The sequence below is a fragment of the Kitasatospora sp. CMC57 genome (assembly GCF_045866025.2).
Classification (GTDB): domain Bacteria; phylum Actinomycetota; class Actinomycetes; order Streptomycetales; family Streptomycetaceae; genus Kitasatospora.
This window is the reverse complement of sequence record NZ_AP035881.2, coordinates 2,776,512-2,798,635: the sequence shown is the minus strand read 5'-3', so window position 1 is coordinate 2,798,635 and position 22,124 is coordinate 2,776,512. Positions and strand designations below refer to the sequence as shown.

Here is a 22,124-nt window from a genome sequence, read left to right as displayed (position 1 = left end):
CCATGAGCATCCTCACCCCCGCCGTGACCGACAGCGACCAACTGCACCGCGACGCGCTGACGGTCCTCCAGCCCGGCTTCGTCGGCACCACCGTGCCGGAGTGGGTCCGCCGGCACCTGGCCGCCGGGCTCGGATCCGTGGCCCTGTTCGCCCGGAACGTGGTGGACCCGGTGCAGCTCGCGGCGCTCACCGCCGAACTGCGGTCGGAGAACCCGGACCTGCTGATCGCGATCGACGAGGAGGGCGGTGACGTCACCCGCCTGGAGGTCGGCTCCGGCTCCTCCTGGCCGGGCAACCTCGCGCTCGGAGCGGTGGACGACACCGGGCTGACCAGGGACGTGGCCCGCGAGCTCGGCCGGGCGCTGGCCACCTGCGGCATCAACTACAACTGGGCACCCGCGGCGGACGTCAACTCCAACCCGCGCAACCCGGTGATCGGCGTCCGCTCGTTCGGCGCCGACCCGGAGCTGTGCGCGCGGCACACCGCCGCCTGGGTGGAGGGCCTCCAGCAGGTCGGCGTGGCCGCCTGCGCCAAGCACTTCCCCGGCCACGGCGACACCGCGGTCGACTCGCACCTCGGCCTGCCGATGGTGGACGTGGACGCGGACCTGCTCCGCTCGCGCGACCTGGTGCCGTTCCTGGCCGCGATCGAGGCCGGCGCCAAGGCCGTGATGACCGCTCACATCATGGTCCCGGCCCTGGACCCGGAGTTGCCCGCGACGCTCAGCCGCGCGGTGCTCACCGACCTCCTCCGGGGCCAGCTGGGCTACCAGGGCCTGATCGTCACCGACGGCATCGAGATGGGCGCCATCGCGGACACCTACGGGATGGGCCCCGGCACCGTGATGGCGCTGGCCGCCGGGGCCGACGCGATCTGTGTCGGCGGTGGCTCCACCGAGGAGGAGACCGTCCTGGAGCTCCGGGACGCCATCGTCGAGGGCGTCCGCTCCGGCGCGCTCCCGGCGGAGCGGCTGGCCGACGCGGCCCAGCGGGTCCGCAACCTCGGCAGCTGGGCCAGGATCGAGGCGCAGGGCCAGTTGGGCGAGCCGGACCTGGCGATCGGCCTGCGCGCCGCCCGCCGCGCCCTGCGGGTGGTCCGGGCCCCGGGCCGCGCCTTCCAGCCGGTGACGGAGCGTCCGTACGTGGTCTCGCTCTCCGACCAGCCCAACTTCGCGGTCGGGGACGACACCCCCTGGGGCCTGGCCGGACTGCTGACGGACCGTTTCCCCGGCACCCGGACGGCCAAGGTCGACTCGGCGGACGCCGCGCCCGAGGTGCTGGACGCCACGGTGGCCCGGCTGCTGGCCGACGCCGAGGGCCGCAGCCTGGTCCTGGTGGTCCGGGACGCGCACCGCTACGAGTGGATGGCAGCGGTGCTGGAGCGGGTCCTGACGGCCCGTCCGGACGGCGCCGTGGTCGAGATGGGCGTCCCGCAGGCCGCGCCGACCGGAGCCCTGTACATCGCCACCCACGGGGCTGCCCGGGTGCTCGGCCTCGCCGCCGTCGAGGTGCTCACCGGCCAGTAGGCCGACCGGGCCGAGCCGTACCCCGACGGCCGCCTCCCGAAAACCGACCCGCACCTGAGAACCGACCCGCCCCGAGAGCCGCCCGGGAGCCCGCCTACGCCGGTAGGTGGGCTCCCGGGTTTTCCACACTCCGCAGCCGCACGAGAGCCGTAAACGGAACCCTTGGTACCGGGATGGACACACCGTGCACACAACGCACAACAGGTCTGCAACGTCCGGCACTTGGCCCACGCAAATCGTTGACACCGGCTTTGGTCTAGGCCAGTCTCCAGCAATCCGGTCTAAACCACTTTTCGGCCGGGTCAAGCAACCGGGAGGATGGCGTGAACCGTCGGTTCATGGCGACGTTCGGCGTCGCGGCACTGCTCGCCGGCACGGCGGCCTGCGGGGGCGGCGCCGGTTCCGGTGCCACCGGCAACGGTCCGAGCAGCACCGACCCGAAGGCGGTCACCGGCTCGGTCACCATCTGGTTGATGAACGACGCGCAGGCGAACTGGCCCGAACTGGTCCAGCAGGTCAACGACGAGTTCGCCGCGAAGTACCCGAAGGTCGACCTCAAGCTCAGCTACCAGACCTGGGCCGACAAGATCGCCAAGCTGGACGCGGCGCTGGACGGCGGCACCGCTCCCGACGTGATCGAGCTCGGCAACACCGAGACCATGAAGTACATCCTGAACGGTTCGCTGGCACCGGTCGACAAGGCCGGCTTCGAGAACTCGGACACCTGGATCCCTGGCCTGGTCAACACCTGCAAGTACCAGGAGAAGCTCTACTGCGTGCCGTACTACGCGGGTGCCCGGGTCGCCATCTACAACGCCCCGGCCTTCCAGGAGGCCACCGGAAGCGCCGAGTTCCCGAAGACCGAGGACGAGCTGCGGGCCGCGCTCGACAAGGTGGCGGCCAGGCACAAGGGCGACAAGAGCTACTCCGCGCTCTACCTCCCCGGCCCGTACTGGTACGCCGCGATGTCGTACGTGACGGCTTACGGCGGTGCGATCGCCCGCTTCGACAGCACCGGCAAGTGGCACGGCACCCTGCACGACGCCAAGTCCCAGCAGGGCGTCCAGCACTTCGTCGAGCTGGTGAAGACGTACAACAAGGGCGACCTGGCGGTGAACGAGCTCAACCAGGCTGCCGTGCTGGGCCGTTCGAGGACCGCGATGCTCTACGGCAACGGCTGGGAGATCGGCACCGCGACCGCGCCGGTCGGTGGCGACCCCAAGCTCAAGGAGGCCCTGAAGGTGGTCGGCATGCCGGGTCCGAACGGCAAGCCGCTGCCCTCCTTCATCGGCGGCTCCGACCTCGCGGTGACCGCGAAGTCGCAGGCCCCGGAGGCGGCCAAGGACTGGATCAGGATGTTCACCAGCGCCAAGTCGCAGCAGGTGCTGGTCGACAAGGACACCCTGCCGAACAACCTCACCCAGCTCGACCCGCTGAAGTCCAAGCCCGCCACCGCCGCGGCCGCGAACGCCGTGCCGGACGCCTGGTTCACCCCGATCGCCCCCGGCTGGGGTGCGATCGAGAAGCAGAACGTGCTGGTGAACATGCTGAACGATGTCCTCAAGGGCAAGCCGGTCGACCAGGCCACCCAGGAGGCCGACGCGAGGATCGACGAACTGATCAACAACCCGTCCTGACGCCCTGTCGGCCGGTGCGCCGTCGGTCCTACCCGGACGGCGCACCGGAGGTGCCCGGCGGCGCACGTTGATCCGACGGGATCGCCCGGTCAGGGCCTAGCATCACGAATGGAGAGCGACCGTCCCGAGCGGAGGCACCGCCAGATGACCGACCCGCAGAACCCGCCGGCTCCCGGCCGGATCATGGCGGCGGAGATGGCCGAGCAGCCCGCCGTGCTGCGGCGCATCCTCGACCAGGGCGGCCCGAAGATCCGTGAGGTCGCCGCCGCCATCGCCGCCCGCAGGCCCCGTTTTGTGCTGCTGACCGCGCGCGGCACCTCGGACAACGCGGCGCTCTACGCCAAGTACCTGGTCGAGATCCTGCTCGGCAAGCCGGCCGGGCTCGCCTCGATGTCGACCACCACCGCGTACGGGGCGAGGCCCGACCTCACCGACGTGCTGGTGGTCACGGTCAGCCAGTCCGGCGGTTCGCCCGACCTGGTGGCCTCGACCAAGGCCGCCCGGGAGGCCGGCGCGGTCACCCTGGCGGTCACCAACAATGCCGACTCGCCGCTGGCCGAGGTCTCCGAGTTCCACATCGACCTGCTGGCCGGCCCGGAGAAGGCGCTGCCCGCCACCAAGACGTACACCGCCGAGTTGCTCGCGCTCTACCTGCTGGTCGAGGGGCTGCGCGGCGGGGACGGCGCGGCGGCGGAGGTGCTGCCCGACCTGGCCGCGCAGGTGCTCGGGCGGCGGGGCGAGGTCAGGACGCTGGCGGAGCGGTACCGGTTCGCCCAGCGGCTGGTGCTCACCTCGCGCGGCTACGGCTACCCGACCGCGCGGGAGGCCGCGCTCAAGCTGATGGAGACCACCTACATCCCGGCTTCGCCGTTCTCCGGCGCGGACCTGCTGCACGGGCCGCTGGCGATGGTCGACAACGTCTCGCCGGTGATCGCGGTGGTGCCCGACGGCAAGGGCGGGGAGGCGCTGCAGCCGGTGCTCGACCGCCTGCGGGGCCGCGGGGCCGACCTGATGGTGATCGGGCAGCAGGAGCAGGTGGACGCGGCCTCCGCGGGCTTCGCGCTGCCGCCCGGGGTCCCCGAGGAGGTCCAGCCGGTCCTGGAGATCCTGCCGCTCCAGCAACTCGCGTACGAGGTCGCCATCGCCCGCGGCCAGGACCCCGACGCCCCCCGCGCCCTCGCCAAGGTCACCGAGACGCACTGACCCTTTTGGCAGGCGCCAAGGCATCTACGGTCAGGGGCCCGGGGAACTGCGGAGCCGACCTCAGGAGCGTTCAACGCGCGTGCAGGGTCAGGCGCCTTGCATTGTGCCCGAGTGCCGGACAGCCGCACCGCCAAGGGCTGGACGCAGTCCGGAAAGCACTACGGGCCACGGCGCCGACACGGGACCCTCAACCCGTGCGGCACCGCAGCCCGGAGCTGTCGTCGGGCGCCGCTGCCGGCCGTCTGCTGTGCGGGGCAGGCGGGGTGTTGGGCGTCCCGACCGAGGAGCTGCCTCGCGCGGTCAGGGCAGGTGCGCGGGGACGGTTCCTTGGTGCTCCTTCATTGTGGACTAGACCAATCCGGCTTGTCCAGAGAGCTCCAGGGATTGGTCCGCGCCACAGCGGAGGAGCCGTCCCGGGCCCGCTGCGGATACGCTCGCCCTGTGCCCTCGCTGAACGAACTCGTCCGCCGCCACACCACCCTGACCGGTGCCGATGTGGAGTGGCTGCACATGCTGGTCTCGGAGTGGCAGCTGCTCTCCGACCTGTCCTTCGCCGACCTGGTGCTGTGGATCCCCACCTGGGACGGCATCAGGTACGTCTCGGTGGCGCAGATGCGGCCCAACACGGGCCCCACCTCGTACCAGGACGACATGGTCGGCCACCTGGTGCCGCGCGGCCGCCGGCCGCTGCTGGACGCGGCCTACGACGAGGGGCGGATCGTCCGGGAGGGCGATCCGGAGTGGCGGGAGGAGGTGCCGGTCCGGGTCGAGTCGATCCCGGTCCGGCGCGAGGGCAAGGTGCTCGGGGTGATCGCCCGGAACACCAACCTGCTCACCGTGCGGACCCCGAGCCGGCTGGAGCTCACGTACCTGCAGAGCGCCTCCGACCTGGCCCAGATGATCGCCGCGGGCACGTTCCCGTACCACGGGGTCGAGCAGACCGACATGGACGCCGCCCCCCGGGTCGGCGACGGTCTGATCAGGCTGGACGCGGACGGGGTGGTCACCTACGCCAGCCCGAACGCGCTGTCCGCCTACCACCGGATCGGTCTGACCACGGACCTGGTGGGCAGTCACCTCGGGCGCACCACAGCCGAGTTGGCGCCGCCGGCGCGGGCCGCGGTGCACGAGGCACTGGTCAAGCTGGCCAGCGGCTGGGCACCCCGGCAGACCGAGGTGGAGGCGCAGGGCGGGGTGGTGACGCTGCGGGCGATCCCGCTGAAGCCGAAGGGCACCCTGACGGGTTCGCTGGTGCTGGCCCGGGACGTCACCGAACTGCGCCGTCGTGACCGTGAGTTGATGACCAAGGACGCGACCATCCGGGAGATCCACCACCGGGTGAAGAACAACCTGCAGACGGTGGCCGCGCTGCTGAGGCTGCAGGCCCGCCGGATGGACTCGGTGGCCGGCCGGGCGGCGCTCGACGAGGCGGTCCGCCGGGTCGGTTCGATCGCCATCGTGCACGAGACGCTCTCGCAGACCCTGGACGAGCAGGTCGCCTTCGACGAGATCGCCGACCGGGTGCTGGCGATGGTGATGGAGCTGTCCCAGGACGGCAAGGTCGCCACCCGTCGGACCGGCAGCTTCGGCATCCTGTCGGCCGAGGTGGCCACCCCGCTGGCGATGGTGCTGACCGAGGTGCTGCAGAACGCGCTGGAACACGCCTTCGACCCGAAGGACGGCGGAAGCGTCGAGGTCAGCGCCCTGCGCGGGCGCGCTCCCGCGACCGGTACGGGCTGGTCGGAGAGCTGGAACGGCGGTGCCAAGCCGGAGGAGTACCTGCTGATCACGGTGCAGGACGACGGCAGGGGCGTGCCGGAGGGGTTCGACCCGCAGAGCTCGGGCAACCTCGGCCTGCAGATCGTCCGGACCCTGGCCACCAACGAGCTCGGCGGCAGCTTCGACATGGTGGCCAACCCGGAGGGCGGCACCAAGGTGGTCCTGGAGATCCCGGTGCCGTAGGCGTCCGGAGAGGCAACGAGGCCCTGTCGACCGGGGGGGTGGGTCGACAGGGCCTCTCAACCCGTTCCGGCCGTCGGGGGGAGTCGGCCGGAACGGGGGCTCTGTGGTGTCGCTCGACGCTCGCCTCACGTGTTGCACACGGTGAGCGTCACAGCTCCACGGTATTGCTCTCAGTGAACACTATCAAGTGTCCGTGCCGTGGAAGGCTCGGCCGAAAGTGCGGCCAAGCCTTTGATCATGTGTTGATCAGGCGTTGCTGACGGAATGTCAGGCGGTGCGGGCCCGGTTGCGGGCGGCGCGGCGCTTCATCGCACGACGCTCGTCCTCGCTCATGCCGCCCCAGACGCCGGCGTCCTGGCCGGTCTCCAGCGCCCACTGCAGGCACTGTTCCATGACGGGGCAGCGGCGGCACACGGCCTTGGCTTCCTCGATCTGCAGCAGAGCAGGACCGGTGTTCCCGATCGGGAAGAACAGCTCCGGGTCCTCTTCGCGACAGACAGCGCGGTGGCGCCAGTCCATGTTCGTCCAACTCCTCCGGTCGGCGGACTGTGGCCCGGCCGACGCAATCGTGGTGGCTTGTGAATGTGAACGCTTTCACGAATCCCGCAACAGCAAAAGGGACCAAAGGCCCATGAGGCCCGGGTGGTCTGTGCAGAAGTGGGGTTCGGGCGGATCAAGGGAACTGTCGCGGTATGTCCCGCTGCGACGTGTCCCGATCGCCATGTAGAGGTTCGCAAACCTCAGGCTCGGATACAACCCCCTTCGGCGAGGAATTTTTGATTCTTCGGTGTCGCCTAGCTCACAGCCCGTACTTCTATGGGGTGAAGGGGGCTTGTGCGTTCGAGAAGAAGGGTCATGGCCCCTTCTGGTCACACAATCACACGCAGTGCCCGCCGAACGCCTGTGAAACTGACGCGACTCCTGTCTCCAAGGTGGTCCCCGTCGACCTGAAACGGGGCAGGTTCCTGTGAAACCAAGGTGAAGTGCCGGACGTCGTGATAGGAGACGAGGTGCTTCCCGGTAGGGCCGACCGGCCCTGCGGCGCCGTCCGGAGGTGTGTGCGAACGCAGGATCTGACGGACCGTTCGAGCCGTGCCGAACGCGGTCATTCGAGTGATGCCGAAGATGTCGAGGTCGCTGTCGAAGGACGCCGCGGGCGACGGGAAGACCGGCCGGTTGCCCAGAAAGGTCCACGGCGAGGTGTTGGAGACTATGGCCAGCACCAGTCCTGGCACGGAATCCCGGCCGTTCAGCTCCAGCGTGATGGGGCCGTTCCTGCGGTGCTCACGCTCCGTCACGTAGTGTCTGAGCGCCTGGCTGACGTAAAGCCCGTGGGTGGACCTCCGTCCGGCCCTGCGCTGGGCCTCCACCCGCCCGACCACGCCCGCGTCGAAGCCCAGGCCGGCCGTGAAGGTGAACCAGCGGTCCGGCAGGCCCTCGGTCATCGCCTTGCCCAGGCTGACCGCCCGCTCGCGCCGGTGCTCCAGGGCGTCCAGGAGCGCGCCGGTCGCCTCCACCGGGTCGTTGGGCAGGCCCAGGGTGCGGGCGAACACGTTGGTCGAGCCGCCCGGGACGACGGCCAGCCGGGGCACCCGGTCCGACGGTCCGTGGGTGAGCAGCCCGTTGACGATCTCGTTCACCGTGCCGTCCCCGCCGAGCGAGACCACCAGGTCGAGCCCGCGTTCGGCGGCGTCCCTGGCCAGGTCACCGGCGTGGCCGCGGTACTCCGTGTGCACGACCTCCAGGGCCAGGTCACTGCGCAGCGCGTGGGTCAGCACGTCGCGGGTGCGTCCACTCGTGGTGGTCGCTTTCGGGTTCACGACCAGGAGAGCGCGCATGGCGTCAGCCTACGGGTCGGTGATCGGGAGACGGCGGCTACCCTGCTGGAGTGACCGCAGAATCCATCACCCCAAGCCCTGCCCGGCCCACCGCGCTGCTCGTCGGCGCCGCGATCACCGCGCTGCAGGGCGCGGCGCTGGCCGGCTGGGGTCTCTACGACATCGTGGCCGGCTTCCTCTGGGACGCCCCGGCGCAGGGCCGCAGCGAGCTCGGCGGGGTGATCCTGTTGCTGATGGGGGCGCTTCCGCTCCTGGCGGGGCGCGCGCTGCTCAAGGCGCGCCGGTGGGGGCGCAGCCCGGCGGTGCTGACCAACTCGATCTGCCTGCCGATCGCCTACTACATGTGGCAGAACGGCGGCGCGATGCAGGCCGCAGGGGTGGCCGTCGGCGTGCTGGGCCTGGTCGGGATCGGCTCGCTGCTCAACCCGAAGGTGACCGAGGCGCTCTACGGGACCACCGCCGAGTAGGCCCTGCCCGGGCGGTCTCGCCGGGCGGCTGACGCCGGACCATCCGGGCCGGACACGCGGGCCGGAACGCCCGACCAGGGCCCGGTACGAGGCCGTCGCGGGCGCAGGCCCGGCCGGACGCCCGACGCCCCGAGCCGACCAGGCCGGCCCGACACGCCCTGACAGCACAGCACAGCACGGCCCGGTCCGGGCACCCCGTCGAACGGGGGCCGGACCGGGCCGTGGGCGTTTCTACTCCTCGACCAGCAGCTTCTCCCGGAGCTGGGCCAGCGTCCGGGCCAGCAGCCGGGAGACGTGCATCTGGGAGATGCCGACCTCGGCCGCGATCTGCGACTGGGTCATGTTCCTGAAGAACCTGAGCACCAGGATCTTCTGCTCCCGGGGCGGGAGTTGGGCCAGCAGCGGCTTCAGCGACTCCCGGTACTCCACGCCCTCCAGCGCCTCGTCGGTGGCGCCCAGGGTGTCCGCGACGGCCGGCGACTCGTCGTCGCTGTCCGGGACGTCCAGCGAGAGCGTGGAGTAGGCGTTGGCCGACTCCAGGCCCTCCAGCACGTCCTCCTCCGAGATGCCCAGGTGCTCGGCCAGCTCGTGCACGGTGGGGGAGCGGCCGTGCCGCTGGGAGAGCTCGCTGGTCGCGGTGGTGAGCGAGAGCCGCAGCTCCTGGAGACGGCGCGGTACCCGGACCGCCCAGCCCTTGTCCCGGAAGTGCCGCTTGATCTCGCCGACGATGGTCGGGGTCGCGTACGTGGAGAACTCGACCCCGCGCTCGTGGTCGAAGCGGTCCACCGACTTGATCAGGCCGATGGTGGCGACCTGGGTCAGGTCGTCCAGCGGCTCACCGCGGTTGCGGAACCGCCGGGCCAGGTGCTCGACCAGTGGGATGTGCATCCGGACCAGCTGGTTGCGCAGCTCGACCCGCTCCGGCGAACCCTCGGGCAGCCCCGCCAGTTTGACGAACAGCGCCCGCGCGGCCTCCCGGTCCGGCGCGCCGGAGCGGTGCACCTGGACGGGAACCACCGGGCGCACCTCCTCGGCGCCGGCCGAGGCCGGCTGTTCCGGCGTCGGCGACGGATCGGTCGGCGGATCGGTCGGCTGGCTCATCCGATGGGTGTCCTTCGGGTGCACGTCGGCTGTGTCGGTTCGGGCAGGCTGCGGGGGGACGCCACCCACCTGGGGCGGCAGCGTCACGTCGGCGGTGGCGGCCGGGCTTCCGGCAACGCCTGTGCGGTCGAGATCACTCACGGCGGTCACCCGTTCCGTTCCGGGAGCACTTCACATGGGGTGTACCGCGGTGCGGTACGGGGGAGCCGTACGCGCGGCACCTGGAGTGCCGGGCGTACGGCTGCGCGGGTGGGCCTCACAGCGGCGGCTGTCACACCGGTGCCGGTGCTCCGCCGCGCTTCTTGTGCAGGCTGATGCTCACCGTCTTGTCGGCGCCGACCGAGGACTCCACCTCGCCGGCCAGCGCGGAGAGCACCGTCCAGGCGAAGGTGTCCCGTTCGGGGGCCCGGCCGTCCGTGGTCGGGGCCGCCACGGTGACCCGCAGCGAGTCGCCCACCAGGCGGAACTCGCAGCACAGCACGGAGCCCGGGACCGCCTGCTGGAGCAGGATGGCGCAGGCCTCGTCCACCGCGATCCGCAGGTCCTCGATCTCGTCCAGGGTGAAGTCCAAGCGGGCCGCGAGACCGGCGGTCGCCGTTCGCAGCACCGAGAGGTACGCGCCTGCCGCGGGCAGCCGGACTTCGACGAAGTCCTTCACTCCGGGATCGCCGTCGATCTGGGACACCCCCACCTCCTGGGTGACGCACGGTGCTTGCGGCTCGCGAGCCGCGGCACTTCCTGTTGCTCGGTTCAACTGCTTCGCCCCAACTGTCCAGAGGGGTGGTGCGGTACGTACCGGTCATACCCATACCGGAGAGGTCGGAACGCCACGCATCCGCCCGTGACGTTACCGCTATCGACCGACGCTTGTCGCGATCCGGGACCGTCATCACGGGAACGAGCTAACCTGTTCGAACTCCGGTGGGCCGTGCGCTACTCGGCGCCGAGCGTGGTGAGGGCCCCGTCGGTCAGCCGGAAGACCGACCAGCCGTCCATCGGGACCGCGCCGAGCGACCGGTAGAAGCCGATCGAGGGCTCGTTCCAGTCCAGCACGGACCACTCCAGCCGGGAGTATCCGTTGCGCACGCAGATCCTGGCCAGCTCGGTCAGCAGGGCCTTGCCGTGGCCGCCGCCGCGCGCGTCCGGCCGGACGTAGAGGTCCTCCAGGTAAACGCCGTGGGTGCCGCGCCAGGTGGAGAAGTTCCGGAACCAGAGCGCGAAGCCGACCGCCTCGCCGCTCGCGTCGTCCTCGGCGATCAGGCCGAAGACGGCGGGGTTCGCCCCGAACAGCGCCTCGTTCAACTGTTCCGCGGTGGCGACGGCCTCCTGCGGTTCCTTCTCGTACTCGGCCAGCTCGCGGATCAGGTCGAGGATCAGGGGGACGTCGGTGGCTACGGCGGTGCGGATCATACGGCGAGCGTACTCGGCGGACCGGCCGGTCGGGCAAGGAGTTCCGAAGCACGCGTGCCCGGCCGCTCGGAAGAGCGGCCGGGCACAGGAGCGTGGGCTCCGGGATCAGGCGGCGGCCTTCTTGGTCTCCCAGAAGATGCTGTCGATCTCGGCGATCAGGTCCAGCAGCGCCTGGCCGGAGGCCGGGTCGGTGGACGCCTTGGCGGCCGAGGCCGCCTTGCCCGCGTTGTTGAACAGCTCGTGCAGCTGCGGGTACTTCTCGAAGTGCGGGGCCTTGAAGTAGTCGGTGTGCAGCACCGAGAGGTGGTGCTTGACCAGCTCGGCCCGCTCCTCCTTGATGACGATGGCCCGGGCCCGGAAGACCGGGTCCTCGTTGGCCTGGTACTTCTCCTGAGTGGCCTTCACCGACTCGGCCTCGATGCGGGCCTGGGCCGGGTCGTACACGCCGCAGGGCAGGTCGCAGTGGGCGTGCGCGGTGACGCGCGAAGCAAACAGACGCATTGGGAGTCCTTCCTTAGATCGTCTTCCCGCGCCTGAGATTACCCTCAGGGAGTTGGTTTGGGTGTGCGGAGGGGGGAGTCGGGGTGACGGGGCGACAGCAGGGCGGCGGGCTGGTGCCGTTCGGGCTGGCCAGGGTGGCCGGGCCGTCGATGCGGCCCCGGCTGTGCGACGGCGATCTGGTGCTGGTCCGGTACGGGGCGCGGGTGCGGCCGGAGGCGGTGGTGCTGTTCCGGCACCCCCGGCGGCCGGAGCTGCTGGTGCTCAAGCGGGCCGCCGAGCGGCGCTCTGAGGGCTGGTGGATGCTCTCCGACAACCAGGGCGTGCGCAGCGACAGTCGCGAGTACGGGCCGGTGGCCGAGGCGTCGGTGCTCGGCCGGGTGGTCTGCCGGCTGTGGCCCCGGCCGGGGCGGCTCGGCCCGTACCGGCCGATCGACCTGGAGCTCTGACGCTCCCTCAGGCCGCCGGGGCGGCCCGGCGGGCCTCCTCGCGCTTGCGGGCTCGGTAGGCGGCGACGTTGGCGCGGGTGGCGCAGCGGTCGGAGCAGTACCGGCGGGAGCGGTTGGTGGAGGTGTCCAGGTACGCGTTCCGGCAGGGGGTGGCCTGGCAGATGCCGAGCCGGTCGGCGCCCAGCTCGGTGAGGTGGATGGCCAGGCCCATGCAGGCCACCGCGGTGAAGTTGGCGGCGGCGGTGGGCGCGTTGTCGGCCAGGTGGAGGTGCCAGCGCGGCCGCCCGGCGTCGTCCAGGTAATCGTGGCCGGAGACCAGCGGGCTGACCGGGTACTCGATCATCAGGCTGTTCAGCAGGTCGACGCCGCGGATCTCGTCGCCCTCGGCGGCCGCCTCGAACACCCCGCGCAGCCTGGTCCTGACCGCCCGCAGCCGGGGCAGGTCCGCCTCGTCCGCCAGCCTGGCGGCCTGCGACGAGGGCCCGAACAGCGTCCGGACCGCCTCGACCGAGGTGAGCGAGTCGGTGCCCCGCTCGGGCTCCTCGCTGTTCACCAGCCGAACGGCGAAGTTGGCGTACGCGGCGAGCTCCACGGGGGGTCCTTCCAGGGCCAGTAACGGGTGAGCTGCTCCCAGGGTATTACCTCCGGCGGAAACGCGGCAGGCGCCCGTGCGATCCGGGGGATCGTACGGGCGCCTGCGCGCCGGATCAGAGCACCTTGGAGAGGAAGGCTTTGGTCCGTTCGTGCTGCGGGTTGGTGAGCACCTCGCGCGGGTGGCCGGACTCGACCACCACGCCGCCGTCCATGAAGACCAGCGCGTCGCCGACCTCGCGGGCGAAGCCCATCTCGTGGGTGACCACGATCATCGTCATGCCCTCCCTGGCCAGGTCGCGCATGACGTCGAGGACGTCACCGACCAGCTCGGGGTCGAGCGCCGAGGTGGGCTCGTCGAAGAGCATCAGCTTGGGCTTCATGGCGAGCGCCCGGGCGATCGCCACCCGCTGCTGCTGGCCGCCGGAGAGCTGCGAGGGGTAGTTGTCGGCCTTGTCGGCCAGACCCACCCGCTCCAGCAGGGCCATCGCCCGCTCCTTGGCCTCGGTCCGGCTCTCGCCCTTGACCTGGACCGGCGCCTCGATGATGTTCTGCAGCGCGGTCATGTGCGGGAAGAGGTTGAAGCGCTGGAACACCATGCCGATGTCCCGCCGCTTGAGCGCGACCTCACGGTCCTTCAGCTCGTACAGCCGGTCACCCTTCTGCCGGTAGCCGACCAGTTCGCCGTCGACCGACAGGAAACCACCGTTGATCTTCTCCAGGTGGTTGATGCAGCGCAGGAAGGTGGACTTGCCCGATCCTGACGGACCGATCAGGCAGAACACCTCGCCCTGCTTCACCTCCAGGTCGATGCCCTTGAGCACCTCGACCTGGCCGTAGGACTTCCGGACACCCTCGGCCTTGACCATCGGGTGGCCGGGACGGTCCTGCTTGCTCAGCTCGGTCATGAGAGGTTCCCTCCGCCGTGCACCCCGGAGTTGGTCACCGGCGGAACCGGCGGGGGAGTGGGTCGGCCCTGGAACAGTGCCCTTATCCGCTGGATCGGGGTAGGCGGCAGGGCCCGGTTGCTGCCCCGGGCGTAGTGCCGCTCGATGTAGTACTGACCGACCGTCAGCAGCGAGGTGAGCAGCAGGTACCAGACGCTGACCACGATCAACAGGGGGATGGTCTGGAAGGTCCGGGAGTAGATGTTCTGCCCGGCCCGGAAGAGCTCCTCCAGCGCGATCACCGAGACCAGCGAGGTGGTCTTGAGCATCGAGATGGTCTCGTTGCCGGTCGGCGGGATGATCACCCGCATCGCCTGCGGCAGCACGATCCGCCGCATGGTGACGAACCGGCTCATGCCGAGCGCGTGGGAGGCCTCGGCCTGGCCCTCGTCCACCGACTGGATGCCGCCGCGGACGATCTCCGCCATGTAGGCGGCCTCGTTCAGGCCGAGGCCGAGCAGGGCGGCGACGAACACCGGGATCAGGGTGTTGGTGTTCTCGGACCAGAACGCGGGGCCGAACGGGACACCGAGCGACAGCGACGGCCAGAGGGCGCCGAGGTTGAACCAGATGACCAGCTGCACCAGCACCGGAGTGCCGCGGAAGAACCAGATGTAGATCCAGGCGGTGCCGGAGAGCAGCGGATTCGGCGAGAGCCGCATGACGGCCAGCAGGATGCCGCCGACCACGCCCATCAGCATGGCGAGCGCGGTCAGCTCCAGGGTCACGGTCAGGCCGTGCAGGATGCTGGAGTCGAAGAAGTACTTGGCGAAGACATCCCACTGGAATGCCTTGTTCTGGAAGAGGGCGTGGAGCAGCATCGCCAGAAGAACCAGGATGACGACTGCTCCGGCCCAGCGTCCGGGGTGGCGGACCGGCACGGCCTTGATGTTCTCGGGCCGTGCCGGCTGCTTCACCACCCCTTGGTCGGGAGAATTCACAGGGGACCTTCGGTGGGGTGTGGTCTGACGACGGGTCAGCTGGTGGCGCCGTTGATCACGGACTTGTCGATCGCACCGGCCTCGACGCCCCACTTCGACAGGATCGACTTGTAGGTGCCGTCCGCCATCAGCGCCTGGAGCGCACCCTGCACGGCCTTGGTGAGGTCGGAGCCCTTGGACACCACGACGCCGTACGGCGCGCTGTCGGTGGTGCCGCCGAGCTTCTCCAGCTGGCCGTTGGTCTGCTTGAGCGCGTAGTCGATGACCGGCGAGTCGGCCATCATGACCTGGTCGCGGCCGGAGACCAGCGCGGTGGTCACGTCGGTCTGCAGGTCGAACTTGTCGCCGTCGTTCGGGATGGTGGGCTTGCCCGCCTTGACGCAGGCCGGGTTGATGATGTCCTTGATCGCGTCGGCCTGGGTGGTGCCGGTCTGCACGGCGATCTTCTTGCCGCACAGGTCGTCGGCGCTGACCTTGTCCGGGTTGCCCTTCTTCACTGCGGACGAGGTGCCCGCGGTGAAGTAGGTGACCATGTCGACGGTCTGCTCGCGCTCCTTGGTGTCCGTGAAGGAGCTCATGCCGAGTTGGAACTTCTTCGCGGCGATGCCCGGGATGATCGCGGTGAACGGCGAGTTCTCGACGGTCGCGCTCAGGCCGAGCTTCTGCGCGATGGCGTTGGCCAGGTCGACGTCCATGCCGACGATGTTGCCCTTGTCGTCCTTGAACTCGTTCGGCGCGTAGGACGCGTCGACCGCGACGACCAGCTTGCCGGAGGACTTCACGTCGGCCGGGACCAGCGCGGCCAGCGAGGGGTCGGCGGTGACGGCCTGGACGGATCCACTCGGGCTCGCGGCACCGCTCGGCGACGAGCTGCCGCTGCTACCGCAGGCGGTGAGCAGCAGCGAGCCGGTGGCCAGGACGGCACCGGCGGCGAAGAGGCGGGTGCGCGGGTTACGGACGGTCATGGGGGGAGTCTCCTCCTGTGGGAGAGGCTGGGCGGAGCGCGCCGCGGGGGCGGCGTACGGGTGCCGGGGCTTGTCGCCACCCTCCGCCGAGGTGGGCTGAAGCGATCCGAGTTGGTGGGAATCCTGCCATCAGGGGTCAGGGATCGGGTCACTATTCAGATCAAAATCGGATAACGAGGGGTCAGAGTGTCCGCTATCCGGACCAATCCCGAGCCCCTGTCACTCCGCGTATAAGTATGCAGACCGTAGGGCCGAAGCCGGTCAGAACCCGCCGTTGGCCACGGCGTTCTGCACCGCACCGTCCGTGACGTTCCACTTGGCGAGGATCTTGTCGTACTCGCCGCTGCGGATCACCCGGTTCAGCGCCTTCAGCAGGGCGTCCCGCAGCCCGGTGCTCTCCTTGGTCAGCGCGATCCCGTACGGGCCCGGCTGCAACTGGGCGCCGGCGATCTGGAAGGTCCTGCCGTCGTCCCGCTGCTGCGCCACGTACGCGGCCACCGGGTAGTCGTTCAGGTCGGCGTCCGCCCGGCCGGCGGCCAGCTCGGCCAGGGCGAGGTCGTCGTTCTCGAAGAGCTTCACCTTGAGCGGCTTCCCGACCTTGGTGCAGGCGGCGGTCTGCCGGTCGATCACGGTCGCCTGGGTGGTGCCGCGCTGGAGCGCGACGGTGTGCCCGCAGAGGTCGTCCAGGCTGCCGATCGCCTTCGGGTTGCCCTTGCGGACCAGGATCGAGGATCCGGCGATGAAGTAGTCGGCGAAGTCGAGACCGGGTCCGGACGGGCCGCCCGAGTCGTCGGTGCCCTCGCGGCGCTGGCGGTTGTCGCTCAGCGCGGACATCACCACGTCGTACTGCTTCGCGTGCAGACCGGGGATCAGCTTCTCGAACGAGGTGTCGACGAACTCGACCCGTAGGCCGAGCTCCCTGCCGACCGCCTCGGCGATCTCCGGGTCGAGGCCGACCGCCTGCTGGTCGGGGCCCTTGAACTCGACCGGCGCGTAGTTCAGGTCGGAGCCGATCCGGAGCACGCCGGCGGCCTTCACGCCGGCCGGGAGCAGCGCGCGCGGGTCGTCGCCGTTCTGCTTCTCCTGCTCGGTGCCGCACGCGGTGAGCAGGAGTGCCCCCGCCGCCACGGCCGCTCCGCAACGGCCGATCTGACGAGGTATGAGGGTGGTTCGCTGCATGGGTGACGCTCCTCCTGTGGGAGAGGGGGTGCACGGGCCACCGAGCCGGGCGCGGGTCTGCGACGGACCGGAGGGACCGCGCTCACATGTGCGCGGACGGTCCTGGTCGGTGGTCGGAACAGGGATCCTGCCATCCCGCCCTGCCGGAACGGGTCTCGGATGTGTCAGAATCGGGTATCGGGTGACCCCCGAGCAGAACTCAGACCGCCAGGTCGCGACAGGCCTGGGGCGCGCAGAACCGGAAGTCGAAGACGCCGACTCCGGATTCGAGGCGCCACCTCCCCTCCGTGTCTGGTGTTCACTCCTGCGGGTGTGCGTGCATGCTCGCCGTTGTCGGTGCAGGACCCCCGGAACTTCCGAATTCAGGGGTCGTCAAGTGCCCCTACCGGCGAATGACATGCGCGTTAAAAGGACAAGAAGGCATAGGTGCGATGCCTGAGTCCGACCTAGGCTCATGATCCGGTACCGACCGGACGACGCCTCGGCAGACCGGAAGCACAGCGCAGAGACACCCAAAAACCCTCAATCGAGGGCGTTGCCCGACGGCAGTGCCCCGACCCCGTTCCGGGTCCGCTTCAGCGGGTCCCGGGACTTTCGGTATCTCCGAACGGGTCGGACGTCCGCCGGTGCGCGCTCTCGCTGATCATGACGAAGAGGTCATCGTGGCAGCGGAGATCATCCACACCAGCACACAAGACACCGACGACCCGGTCGACGCCGTGTTCGCGCTCCACCGCGGCGGCAAGATGGAGATCCGGGCCACGGTGCCGGTGCGCGATGCGGACGACCTGTCCCTCGCCTACACCCCCGGTGTCGCCAAGGTCTGCACGGCCATCGCCGAGCAGCCCGAGCTGGTCAACGACTACACCTGGAAGTCCAATGTGGTCGCGGTCGTCACCGACGGCACCGCGGTGCTCGGACTCGGCGACATCGGCCCGGAGGCCTCGCTGCCCGTCATGGAGGGCAAGGCGATCCTGTTCAAGCAGTTCGGCGGCGTGGACGCGGTGCCGATCGCGCTGGCCTGCACCGGCGTCGACGAGATCGTCGAGACCGTGGTGCGCCTCGCCCCGTCCTTCGGCGGCGTCAACCTGGAGGACATCTCCGCCCCGCGCTGCTTCGAGATCGAGCGGCGGCTCCAGGAGGCCCTGGACATCCCGATCTTCCACGACGACCAGCACGGCACCGCGATCGTCTCCACCGCCGCGCTGTGGAACGCCGCCAAGGTGACCGGCCGGGAGATCGGCTCGCTCCGCGCGGTCATCTCCGGCGCCGGTGCGGCCGGCATCGCGATCGCCAAGATGCTGGTCGCGGCCGGCATCGGCGACGTGGCCGTCTGCGACCGCCGCGGTGTCGTGTACGAGGGCCGGGGCGACCTGACGGACGTCAAGGCCGAGATCGCCGCCGCCACCAACCGGACCGGGCTCAAGGGCTCGCTGGCCGACGCCCTGGCCGGGGCGGACGTCTTCATCGGCGTCTCCGGCGGCACCGTCCCGGAGGACGTCGTCGCCACCATGGCCGAGGGCTGCTTCATCTTCGCGATGGCCAACCCCAACCCGGAGATCCACCCCGAGGTCGCGCACCGCTACGCGGCGGTGGTGGCCACCGGGCGCTCCGACTTCCCGAACCAGATCAACAACGTGCTCGCCTTCCCGGGAATCTTCGCGGGTGCGCTCCAGGTGCGGGCGACCCGGATCACGGAGGGCATGAAGCTGGCCGCCGCGAAGGCGCTGGCCGCCGTGGTCGCCGACGAACTGACGCCGCAGAAGGTGATCCCGTCGCCGTTCGACGAGCGGGTCGCGCCTGCGGTGACCAAGGCCGTCGCGGAGGCTGCGCGGCGTGAGGGTGTCGCACGGCTCTAGGCACAGGCTGGTGAACACAGGGGCCCGGGGAACGGCGACGCTCCCCGGGCCCCTGTCCGCCGGTGCGAGTGCCAGTAGTGGGCGTCACACCGTTGGACGGTTCCGGTTAGTGCGCGTTCACCGCTATCGTCCGGGGCATGTTCGCCGCCTATGCAGCCCGTATCGACGCCGATGACCCGCTCAGCGCACTGGAGTTGGGCGAGCTGCCCGAGCCCGGGGCCAGACCCGGGTGGAGCGTGGTGACGGTGCAGGCCGCCACGCTCAACCACCACGACCTGTGGTCGTTGCGCGGAGTCGGACTGCCGGCCGAGCGGCTCCCGATGATCCTCGGCTGCGACGCGGCCGGCATCGACGAGCACGGCAACGAGGTGGTCATCCACTCGGTGATCGGCCAGAGCGGACACGGCGTCGGCCCGGACGAGCCGCGGTCCATCCTGACCGAGCGGTACCAGGGGACCTTCGCGGAGCGGGTCGCCGTGCCGACCTGGAACCTGCTGCCGAAGCCCGCCGAACTCTCCTTCGCCGAGGCGGCCTGCCTGCCCACCGCGTGGCTGACGGCCTACCGGATGCTCTTCACCAAGGCGGCCGCCCGGCCCGGCCAGACCGTGCTGGTCCAGGGTGCGGGCGGCGGCGTGGCGACCGCGCTGATCGTCCTCGGCAAGGCCGCGGGTCTGCGGGTCTGGGTCACCGGCCGGGACGAGGCCAAGCGGGACCGGGCGCTCGGGCTCGGTGCCGACGCCGCCTTCGAGAGCGGTGCCCGGCTGCCCGAGCGGGTCGACGCCGTGATGGAGACGGTCGGCGCCGCCACCTGGTCGCACTCGGTGAAGGCGCTCAAGCCCGGCGGCACCATCGTGATCTCCGGCGCCACCTCGGGCCCGAGCCCGAAGGCCGCCGAGCTGAACCGGATCTTCTTCCTCGAACTCACCGTCCGGGGCTCCACCATGGGCACCAAGGACGAGCTCGCCGCTCTGCTCGCCCTCTGCGCCAACTCCGGCATCCGCCCGGTGGTCGACACCGTCCAGCCGCTCACCGAGGCCCGGGACGCCTTCGCCCGGCTCGCCAAGGGCGAGGTCTTCGGCAAGCTGGTTCTGACACCGTGACACGCGGAAGGGGGCGGTACCGGTGACCCGGTACCGCCCCCTTCGTCCGTCGTGACCCTCCCAGGCAGCACGCCCGGCAAGATCCGCCGGACAGGCCCTAGCGGCTCAGCGCGCGGCGGAGCTGGTCGGCGGCCGCCGCCAGGACGTGCTGGGCGGAAGCGAGTTGAGCGGGCGTCACGCCGGTGTCCCGGGCGGTGTCGCGCGCCTGGTCGCGGAGGCGGTCGAGGAGGCGCTCCAGCTCGCGGGCCGGGTCGGCGGTGGGGTCGACGGCGGCCCAGGCGGGGAGGTCGGCCGGGGGGCGGTCGGGGTCGAGCCGGTCCAGGTCGATCTTGTCGAGGTCGATCCGGTCGAGCCTGACCTCCTCCTCGGCCGGGGCGTCGGCGCCGTGGCCCCACTTGGCGGCGTCGGCCAGACCGGCCAGTGAGCGGGTGAGCTCGGAGAGGCCCTCGGCGATCCCGGCGGACCAGTCGCCGCCGGCCGCGGCGTCCCTGACCTGCTGCTCGATCCGGCGCTTGATCCGCAGCGCCTCCTGCTGGGCGGCCGTCCGGGAGGCCTTGGCCTCGGCGCGCAGCCGACGGGCCTCGTCCTCGGCGGCCTTGGCCTTCTGCTTGGCCGCCCGTTCCTGCTCCTTGGCCCGCTTCGCCTGCTCCTTGGCCTGCGCCTTGAACTGGACGAACTCCTCCTTGGCGCGCTGCCAGGACTCCTTGTCGCCCCACGGCCCGGCCCACGGGTCGCCGCCGTCCCCGGACTTGGGGCGCGGAGCGTCCTTGGCGGCCCCCCAGAGCTCGTCCCGCAGCTCCTTGGCGCTGTCCCTGACGTCCTCCCGGATCGCCCCGGCGAGCTGGGCGACCGACTCCCGGATCTCCACCTCGAGTTCTGCCAACTCGCTCTGCCGGGCCGCCACTTCGGCGTGACCGGCGTCGGTGAGCCGGTAGACCTTGCGCCCGCCCTCGGTGCTGTGCGCGACCAGCCCCTCCTGCTCCAGCTTGGCCAGCCGGGGGTACACGGTGCCGGCGGAGGGCGCGTACAGGCCCTGGAAGCGCTCCTCCAGCAGGCGGATCACCTCGTAGCCGTGCCGGGGCGACTCGTCCAGCAGCTTGAGCAGGTACAGGCGGAGTCGGCCGTGGCCGAAGACGGGGGTCATGTCAGCTCTCCTGGGAGGTGGTGTCGGTGGGGGCGGCCGGGAGTTCCTTGACCAGGTCGATGTGGTCCGGCTCGGCGTCCGGGCGGCGGAGCACCGTGACCGCGCCGGAGACGGTGGTGACCTGGAGCCGACCGGTGCCGGAGCCGAGCTGGCCGCTGAGCTTCTTGGTGCCCCAGCTGCCGCCGACCTTCAACTCCTCGAAGGTGCTGGAGAGTTCGCCGCCGGTGCTGCCCGCCTCGACCTTGGTGTCGGCCTGCGAGGGCAGCCGCACGGCGACCGAGCCGCTGACCGTGGTGACGTGCAGGTCGGTCGGCGTGGCGGTGTCCACGTCCAGGGTGACCGAGCCGCTGACCGACTTGGCCAGCAGGCGGTCCGCCGTACCGGCGACCACGGTGAGGTGGCCGGAGACGGTGTTGACCCGGAGCTCGCCGGCCACCGCCTCGGCGTTCACGTCACCGGTCACGGTGTTGACGTCGGTGCGGCCCGCCAGGCCGGCCAGCGTGGTCTCGCCGCTGGCGCCGTGCACCGTGACCCGGCCGGAGGTCCCCGAGACGGTGGCGTCGGCCGAGACCGAACCCACCTTGACCTCGGCGCCCGCCGGGACGGAGAGCGAGACCACGGCGCGGCGCTTGCGGCGCAGACCGCCGAAGAATGCCTTCACGGTCTCCACGGACTTGACCGAGTCGGCCAGCTCGCTCCAGGCGAGGTCCTGGTAGGTGACCGTCAGGATGCCGTTCTCCAGGGTGACCTGGAGCGGCTCGCCGTCCAGCTCGGTGACCTCCAGGCGGGCGGGCCCGTCGGTGGCGACCACGTTCACCGCACCCGCGACCACCCGTACGTGCAAGGTCTCGACCGGCTCGTCCAGGATGATCCGGTCCGGCTTGTCGATCGTCCACTTGCCCATGATTGTGTCCGCCTCCCGTTGTCGGATCGCGATGTATCGCGTCTCCCTGAACAACACGATATATCGCGTAACGGCGAAGTCAAGGCGCTCCCGGGGGAACCTCAGGGTCGACTCAGGGTCGCCTCGGGGAAAGCCGAGGGCCCGACGGCGGTCGCCGTCGGGCCCTCGTTCGGGAGCTGGATCAGTCCTCGTCCTCGTCGTCGAGCCTGGCCAGCCAGGTGGCCAGCCGCTCGACCGGGATCTCGAAGTCCGGGTTCAGGTCGACGAACTCGCGCAGGCGCTCGGCCAGCCACTCGAAGGTGACCTCCTCGTCGCCGCGCCGGCTCGCCAGCTCCTCGATGCCGCGGTCGGTGAAGTACACGGTGTGCTCCGGTCGGTTGGGGTGTGACCGGCCCAGGATAGT

Annotated in this window: 22 protein-coding genes; 8 read left to right on the top strand and 14 right to left on the bottom strand. The window is 70.7% G+C overall.

The window, feature by feature from the left end; translation table 11 throughout:
• The first annotated feature begins 2 nt into the window (after positions 1–2).
• The 4 genes from ACKUU6_RS12260 (at position 3) to ACKUU6_RS12245 (ending at position 6,328) form a co-directional block, all read left to right on the top strand.
• Entirely contained in the window at positions 3–1,526 is a 1,524-nt protein-coding gene (locus ACKUU6_RS12260) for a glycoside hydrolase family 3 protein (RefSeq protein WP_407988534.1), read from the top strand.
• A gap of 323 nt (positions 1,527–1,849) precedes the next feature.
• Entirely contained in the window at positions 1,850–3,163 is a 1,314-nt protein-coding gene (locus tag ACKUU6_RS12255) for an extracellular solute-binding protein (protein ID WP_407988533.1), read from the top strand.
• A gap of 144 nt (positions 3,164–3,307) precedes the next feature.
• Positions 3,308–4,366, top strand: a complete 1,059-nt coding sequence (locus ACKUU6_RS12250; protein WP_407988532.1) for an SIS domain-containing protein — start codon at positions 3,308–3,310, stop codon at positions 4,364–4,366.
• 441 nt (positions 4,367–4,807) lie between these two features.
• A complete protein-coding gene (locus tag ACKUU6_RS12245; RefSeq protein ID WP_407988531.1) occupies positions 4,808–6,328 on the top strand; it encodes a sensor histidine kinase in 1,521 nt (506 codons plus the stop codon).
• Between the two features lie 267 nt (positions 6,329–6,595).
• Here the strand turns inward: ACKUU6_RS12245 and ACKUU6_RS12240 are convergent, their stop codons facing one another.
• Positions 6,596–6,847, bottom strand: a complete 252-nt coding sequence (locus ACKUU6_RS12240) for a WhiB family transcriptional regulator (protein ID WP_014138019.1) — start codon at positions 6,845–6,847, stop codon at positions 6,596–6,598.
• A 350-nt stretch (positions 6,848–7,197) separates the two neighbouring features.
• Positions 7,198–8,166, bottom strand: a complete 969-nt coding sequence (locus ACKUU6_RS12235; RefSeq protein WP_407988530.1) for a diacylglycerol/lipid kinase family protein — start codon at positions 8,164–8,166, stop codon at positions 7,198–7,200.
• A 50-nt stretch (positions 8,167–8,216) separates the two neighbouring features.
• Here ACKUU6_RS12235 and ACKUU6_RS12230 point away from each other — a divergent pair, with 50 nt between their 5' ends.
• On the top strand, positions 8,217–8,633 hold the full coding sequence (locus ACKUU6_RS12230; protein ID WP_407988529.1) for a hypothetical protein: 417 nt from the start codon (positions 8,217–8,219) through the stop codon (positions 8,631–8,633).
• A gap of 231 nt (positions 8,634–8,864) precedes the next feature.
• On the opposite strand, the gene ACKUU6_RS12225 is transcribed toward ACKUU6_RS12230, so the two are convergent.
• The 4 genes from ACKUU6_RS12225 to sodN all read right to left on the bottom strand — a co-directional run bounded on the left by ACKUU6_RS12225 (position 8,865) and on the right by sodN (position 11,645).
• Positions 8,865–9,875 carry an RNA polymerase sigma factor SigF gene (locus ACKUU6_RS12225; protein WP_407988528.1) on the bottom strand — a complete coding sequence of 337 codons (1,011 nt, stop codon included), beginning with the start codon at positions 9,873–9,875 and terminating at the stop codon, positions 8,865–8,867.
• A gap of 130 nt (positions 9,876–10,005) precedes the next feature.
• Positions 10,006–10,419: an anti-sigma regulatory factor gene (locus tag ACKUU6_RS12220; RefSeq protein WP_407988527.1), complete on the bottom strand. Its 414-nt coding sequence runs from the start codon at positions 10,417–10,419 to the stop codon at positions 10,006–10,008.
• 248 nt (positions 10,420–10,667) lie between these two features.
• Positions 10,668–11,144, bottom strand: a complete 477-nt coding sequence (locus ACKUU6_RS12215) for a GNAT family N-acetyltransferase (RefSeq protein WP_407988526.1) — start codon at positions 11,142–11,144, stop codon at positions 10,668–10,670.
• 105 nt (positions 11,145–11,249) lie between these two features.
• Positions 11,250–11,645, bottom strand: a complete 396-nt coding sequence (gene sodN, locus ACKUU6_RS12210) for a superoxide dismutase, Ni (protein ID WP_184914387.1) — start codon at positions 11,643–11,645, stop codon at positions 11,250–11,252.
• A gap of 83 nt (positions 11,646–11,728) precedes the next feature.
• On the opposite strand from sodN, the gene sodX reads away from it, so the two are divergent.
• A complete protein-coding gene (sodX, locus tag ACKUU6_RS12205) occupies positions 11,729–12,091 on the top strand; it encodes a nickel-type superoxide dismutase maturation protease (protein ID WP_407988525.1) in 363 nt (120 codons plus the stop codon).
• A 7-nt stretch (positions 12,092–12,098) separates the two neighbouring features.
• On the opposite strand, the gene ACKUU6_RS12200 is transcribed toward sodX, so the two are convergent.
• From ACKUU6_RS12200 to ACKUU6_RS12180, 5 genes are all read right to left on the bottom strand, one after another.
• Positions 12,099–12,683, bottom strand: coding sequence for a CGNR zinc finger domain-containing protein (locus tag ACKUU6_RS12200; RefSeq protein WP_407988524.1), 585 nt, complete (start codon positions 12,681–12,683; stop codon positions 12,099–12,101).
• A 115-nt stretch (positions 12,684–12,798) separates the two neighbouring features.
• Positions 12,799–13,551, bottom strand: coding sequence for an amino acid ABC transporter ATP-binding protein (locus tag ACKUU6_RS12195; protein ID WP_407992103.1), 753 nt, complete (start codon positions 13,549–13,551; stop codon positions 12,799–12,801).
• Between the two features lie 35 nt (positions 13,552–13,586).
• Positions 13,587–14,546, bottom strand: coding sequence for an amino acid ABC transporter permease (locus ACKUU6_RS12190; RefSeq protein ID WP_407988523.1), 960 nt, complete (start codon positions 14,544–14,546; stop codon positions 13,587–13,589).
• A 59-nt stretch (positions 14,547–14,605) separates the two neighbouring features.
• A complete protein-coding gene (locus ACKUU6_RS12185; protein WP_407988522.1) occupies positions 14,606–15,535 on the bottom strand; it encodes an ABC transporter substrate-binding protein in 930 nt (309 codons plus the stop codon).
• Between the two features lie 261 nt (positions 15,536–15,796).
• The gene (locus ACKUU6_RS12180) at positions 15,797–16,714 is read right to left on the bottom strand and encodes an ABC transporter substrate-binding protein (protein ID WP_407988521.1); all 918 of its coding nucleotides are present in this window, start codon (positions 16,712–16,714) and stop codon (positions 15,797–15,799) included.
• A gap of 662 nt (positions 16,715–17,376) precedes the next feature.
• Here ACKUU6_RS12180 and ACKUU6_RS12175 point away from each other — a divergent pair.
• Entirely contained in the window at positions 17,377–18,573 is a 1,197-nt protein-coding gene (locus ACKUU6_RS12175; protein ID WP_407988520.1) for an NAD(P)-dependent malic enzyme, read from the top strand.
• A gap of 137 nt (positions 18,574–18,710) precedes the next feature.
• On the top strand, positions 18,711–19,673 hold the full coding sequence (locus ACKUU6_RS12170; RefSeq protein ID WP_407988519.1) for a zinc-binding dehydrogenase: 963 nt from the start codon (positions 18,711–18,713) through the stop codon (positions 19,671–19,673).
• 97 nt (positions 19,674–19,770) lie between these two features.
• Here the strand turns inward: ACKUU6_RS12170 and ACKUU6_RS12165 are convergent, their stop codons facing one another.
• The 3 genes from ACKUU6_RS12165 to ACKUU6_RS12155 form a co-directional block, all read right to left on the bottom strand.
• Positions 19,771–20,817, bottom strand: a complete 1,047-nt coding sequence (locus ACKUU6_RS12165; RefSeq protein ID WP_407988518.1) for a helix-turn-helix transcriptional regulator — start codon at positions 20,815–20,817, stop codon at positions 19,771–19,773.
• 1 nt (position 20,818) lies between these two features.
• Complete coding sequence (locus ACKUU6_RS12160; protein WP_407988517.1) at positions 20,819–21,721, bottom strand: DUF4097 family beta strand repeat-containing protein; 903 nt, start codon at positions 21,719–21,721, stop codon at positions 20,819–20,821.
• 181 nt (positions 21,722–21,902) lie between these two features.
• Entirely contained in the window at positions 21,903–22,082 is a 180-nt protein-coding gene (locus tag ACKUU6_RS12155) for a DUF6104 family protein (protein WP_057226968.1), read from the bottom strand.
• Between the last annotated feature and the right edge of the window lie 42 nt (positions 22,083–22,124).

Excerpts from the sequence above, each read along its gene's own strand:
- ACKUU6_RS12260 (WP_407988534.1), top strand. The coding sequence starts at position 3 with ATGAGCATCCTCACCCCCGCCGTGACCGACAGCGACCAACTGCACCGC.
- ACKUU6_RS12250 (WP_407988532.1), top strand. The coding sequence starts at position 3,308 with ATGACCGACCCGCAGAACCCGCCGGCTCCCGGCCGGATCATGGCGGCG.
- ACKUU6_RS12240 (WP_014138019.1), bottom strand. The coding sequence starts at position 6,847 with ATGGACTGGCGCCACCGCGCTGTCTGTCGCGAAGAGGACCCGGAGCTG.
- ACKUU6_RS12235 (WP_407988530.1), bottom strand. The coding sequence starts at position 8,166 with ATGCGCGCTCTCCTGGTCGTGAACCCGAAAGCGACCACCACGAGTGGA.
- ACKUU6_RS12215 (WP_407988526.1), bottom strand. The coding sequence starts at position 11,144 with ATGATCCGCACCGCCGTAGCCACCGACGTCCCCCTGATCCTCGACCTG.
- sodN (WP_184914387.1), bottom strand. The coding sequence starts at position 11,645 with ATGCGTCTGTTTGCTTCGCGCGTCACCGCGCACGCCCACTGCGACCTG.
- ACKUU6_RS12195 (WP_407992103.1), bottom strand. The coding sequence starts at position 13,551 with ATGGTCAAGGCCGAGGGTGTCCGGAAGTCCTACGGCCAGGTCGAGGTG.
- ACKUU6_RS12185 (WP_407988522.1), bottom strand. The coding sequence starts at position 15,535 with ATGACCGTCCGTAACCCGCGCACCCGCCTCTTCGCCGCCGGTGCCGTC.
- ACKUU6_RS12180 (WP_407988521.1), bottom strand. The coding sequence starts at position 16,714 with ATGCAGCGAACCACCCTCATACCTCGTCAGATCGGCCGTTGCGGAGCG.
- ACKUU6_RS12170 (WP_407988519.1), top strand. The coding sequence starts at position 18,711 with ATGTTCGCCGCCTATGCAGCCCGTATCGACGCCGATGACCCGCTCAGC.
- ACKUU6_RS12165 (WP_407988518.1), bottom strand. The coding sequence starts at position 20,817 with ATGACCCCCGTCTTCGGCCACGGCCGACTCCGCCTGTACCTGCTCAAG.
- ACKUU6_RS12160 (WP_407988517.1), bottom strand. The coding sequence starts at position 21,721 with ATGGGCAAGTGGACGATCGACAAGCCGGACCGGATCATCCTGGACGAG.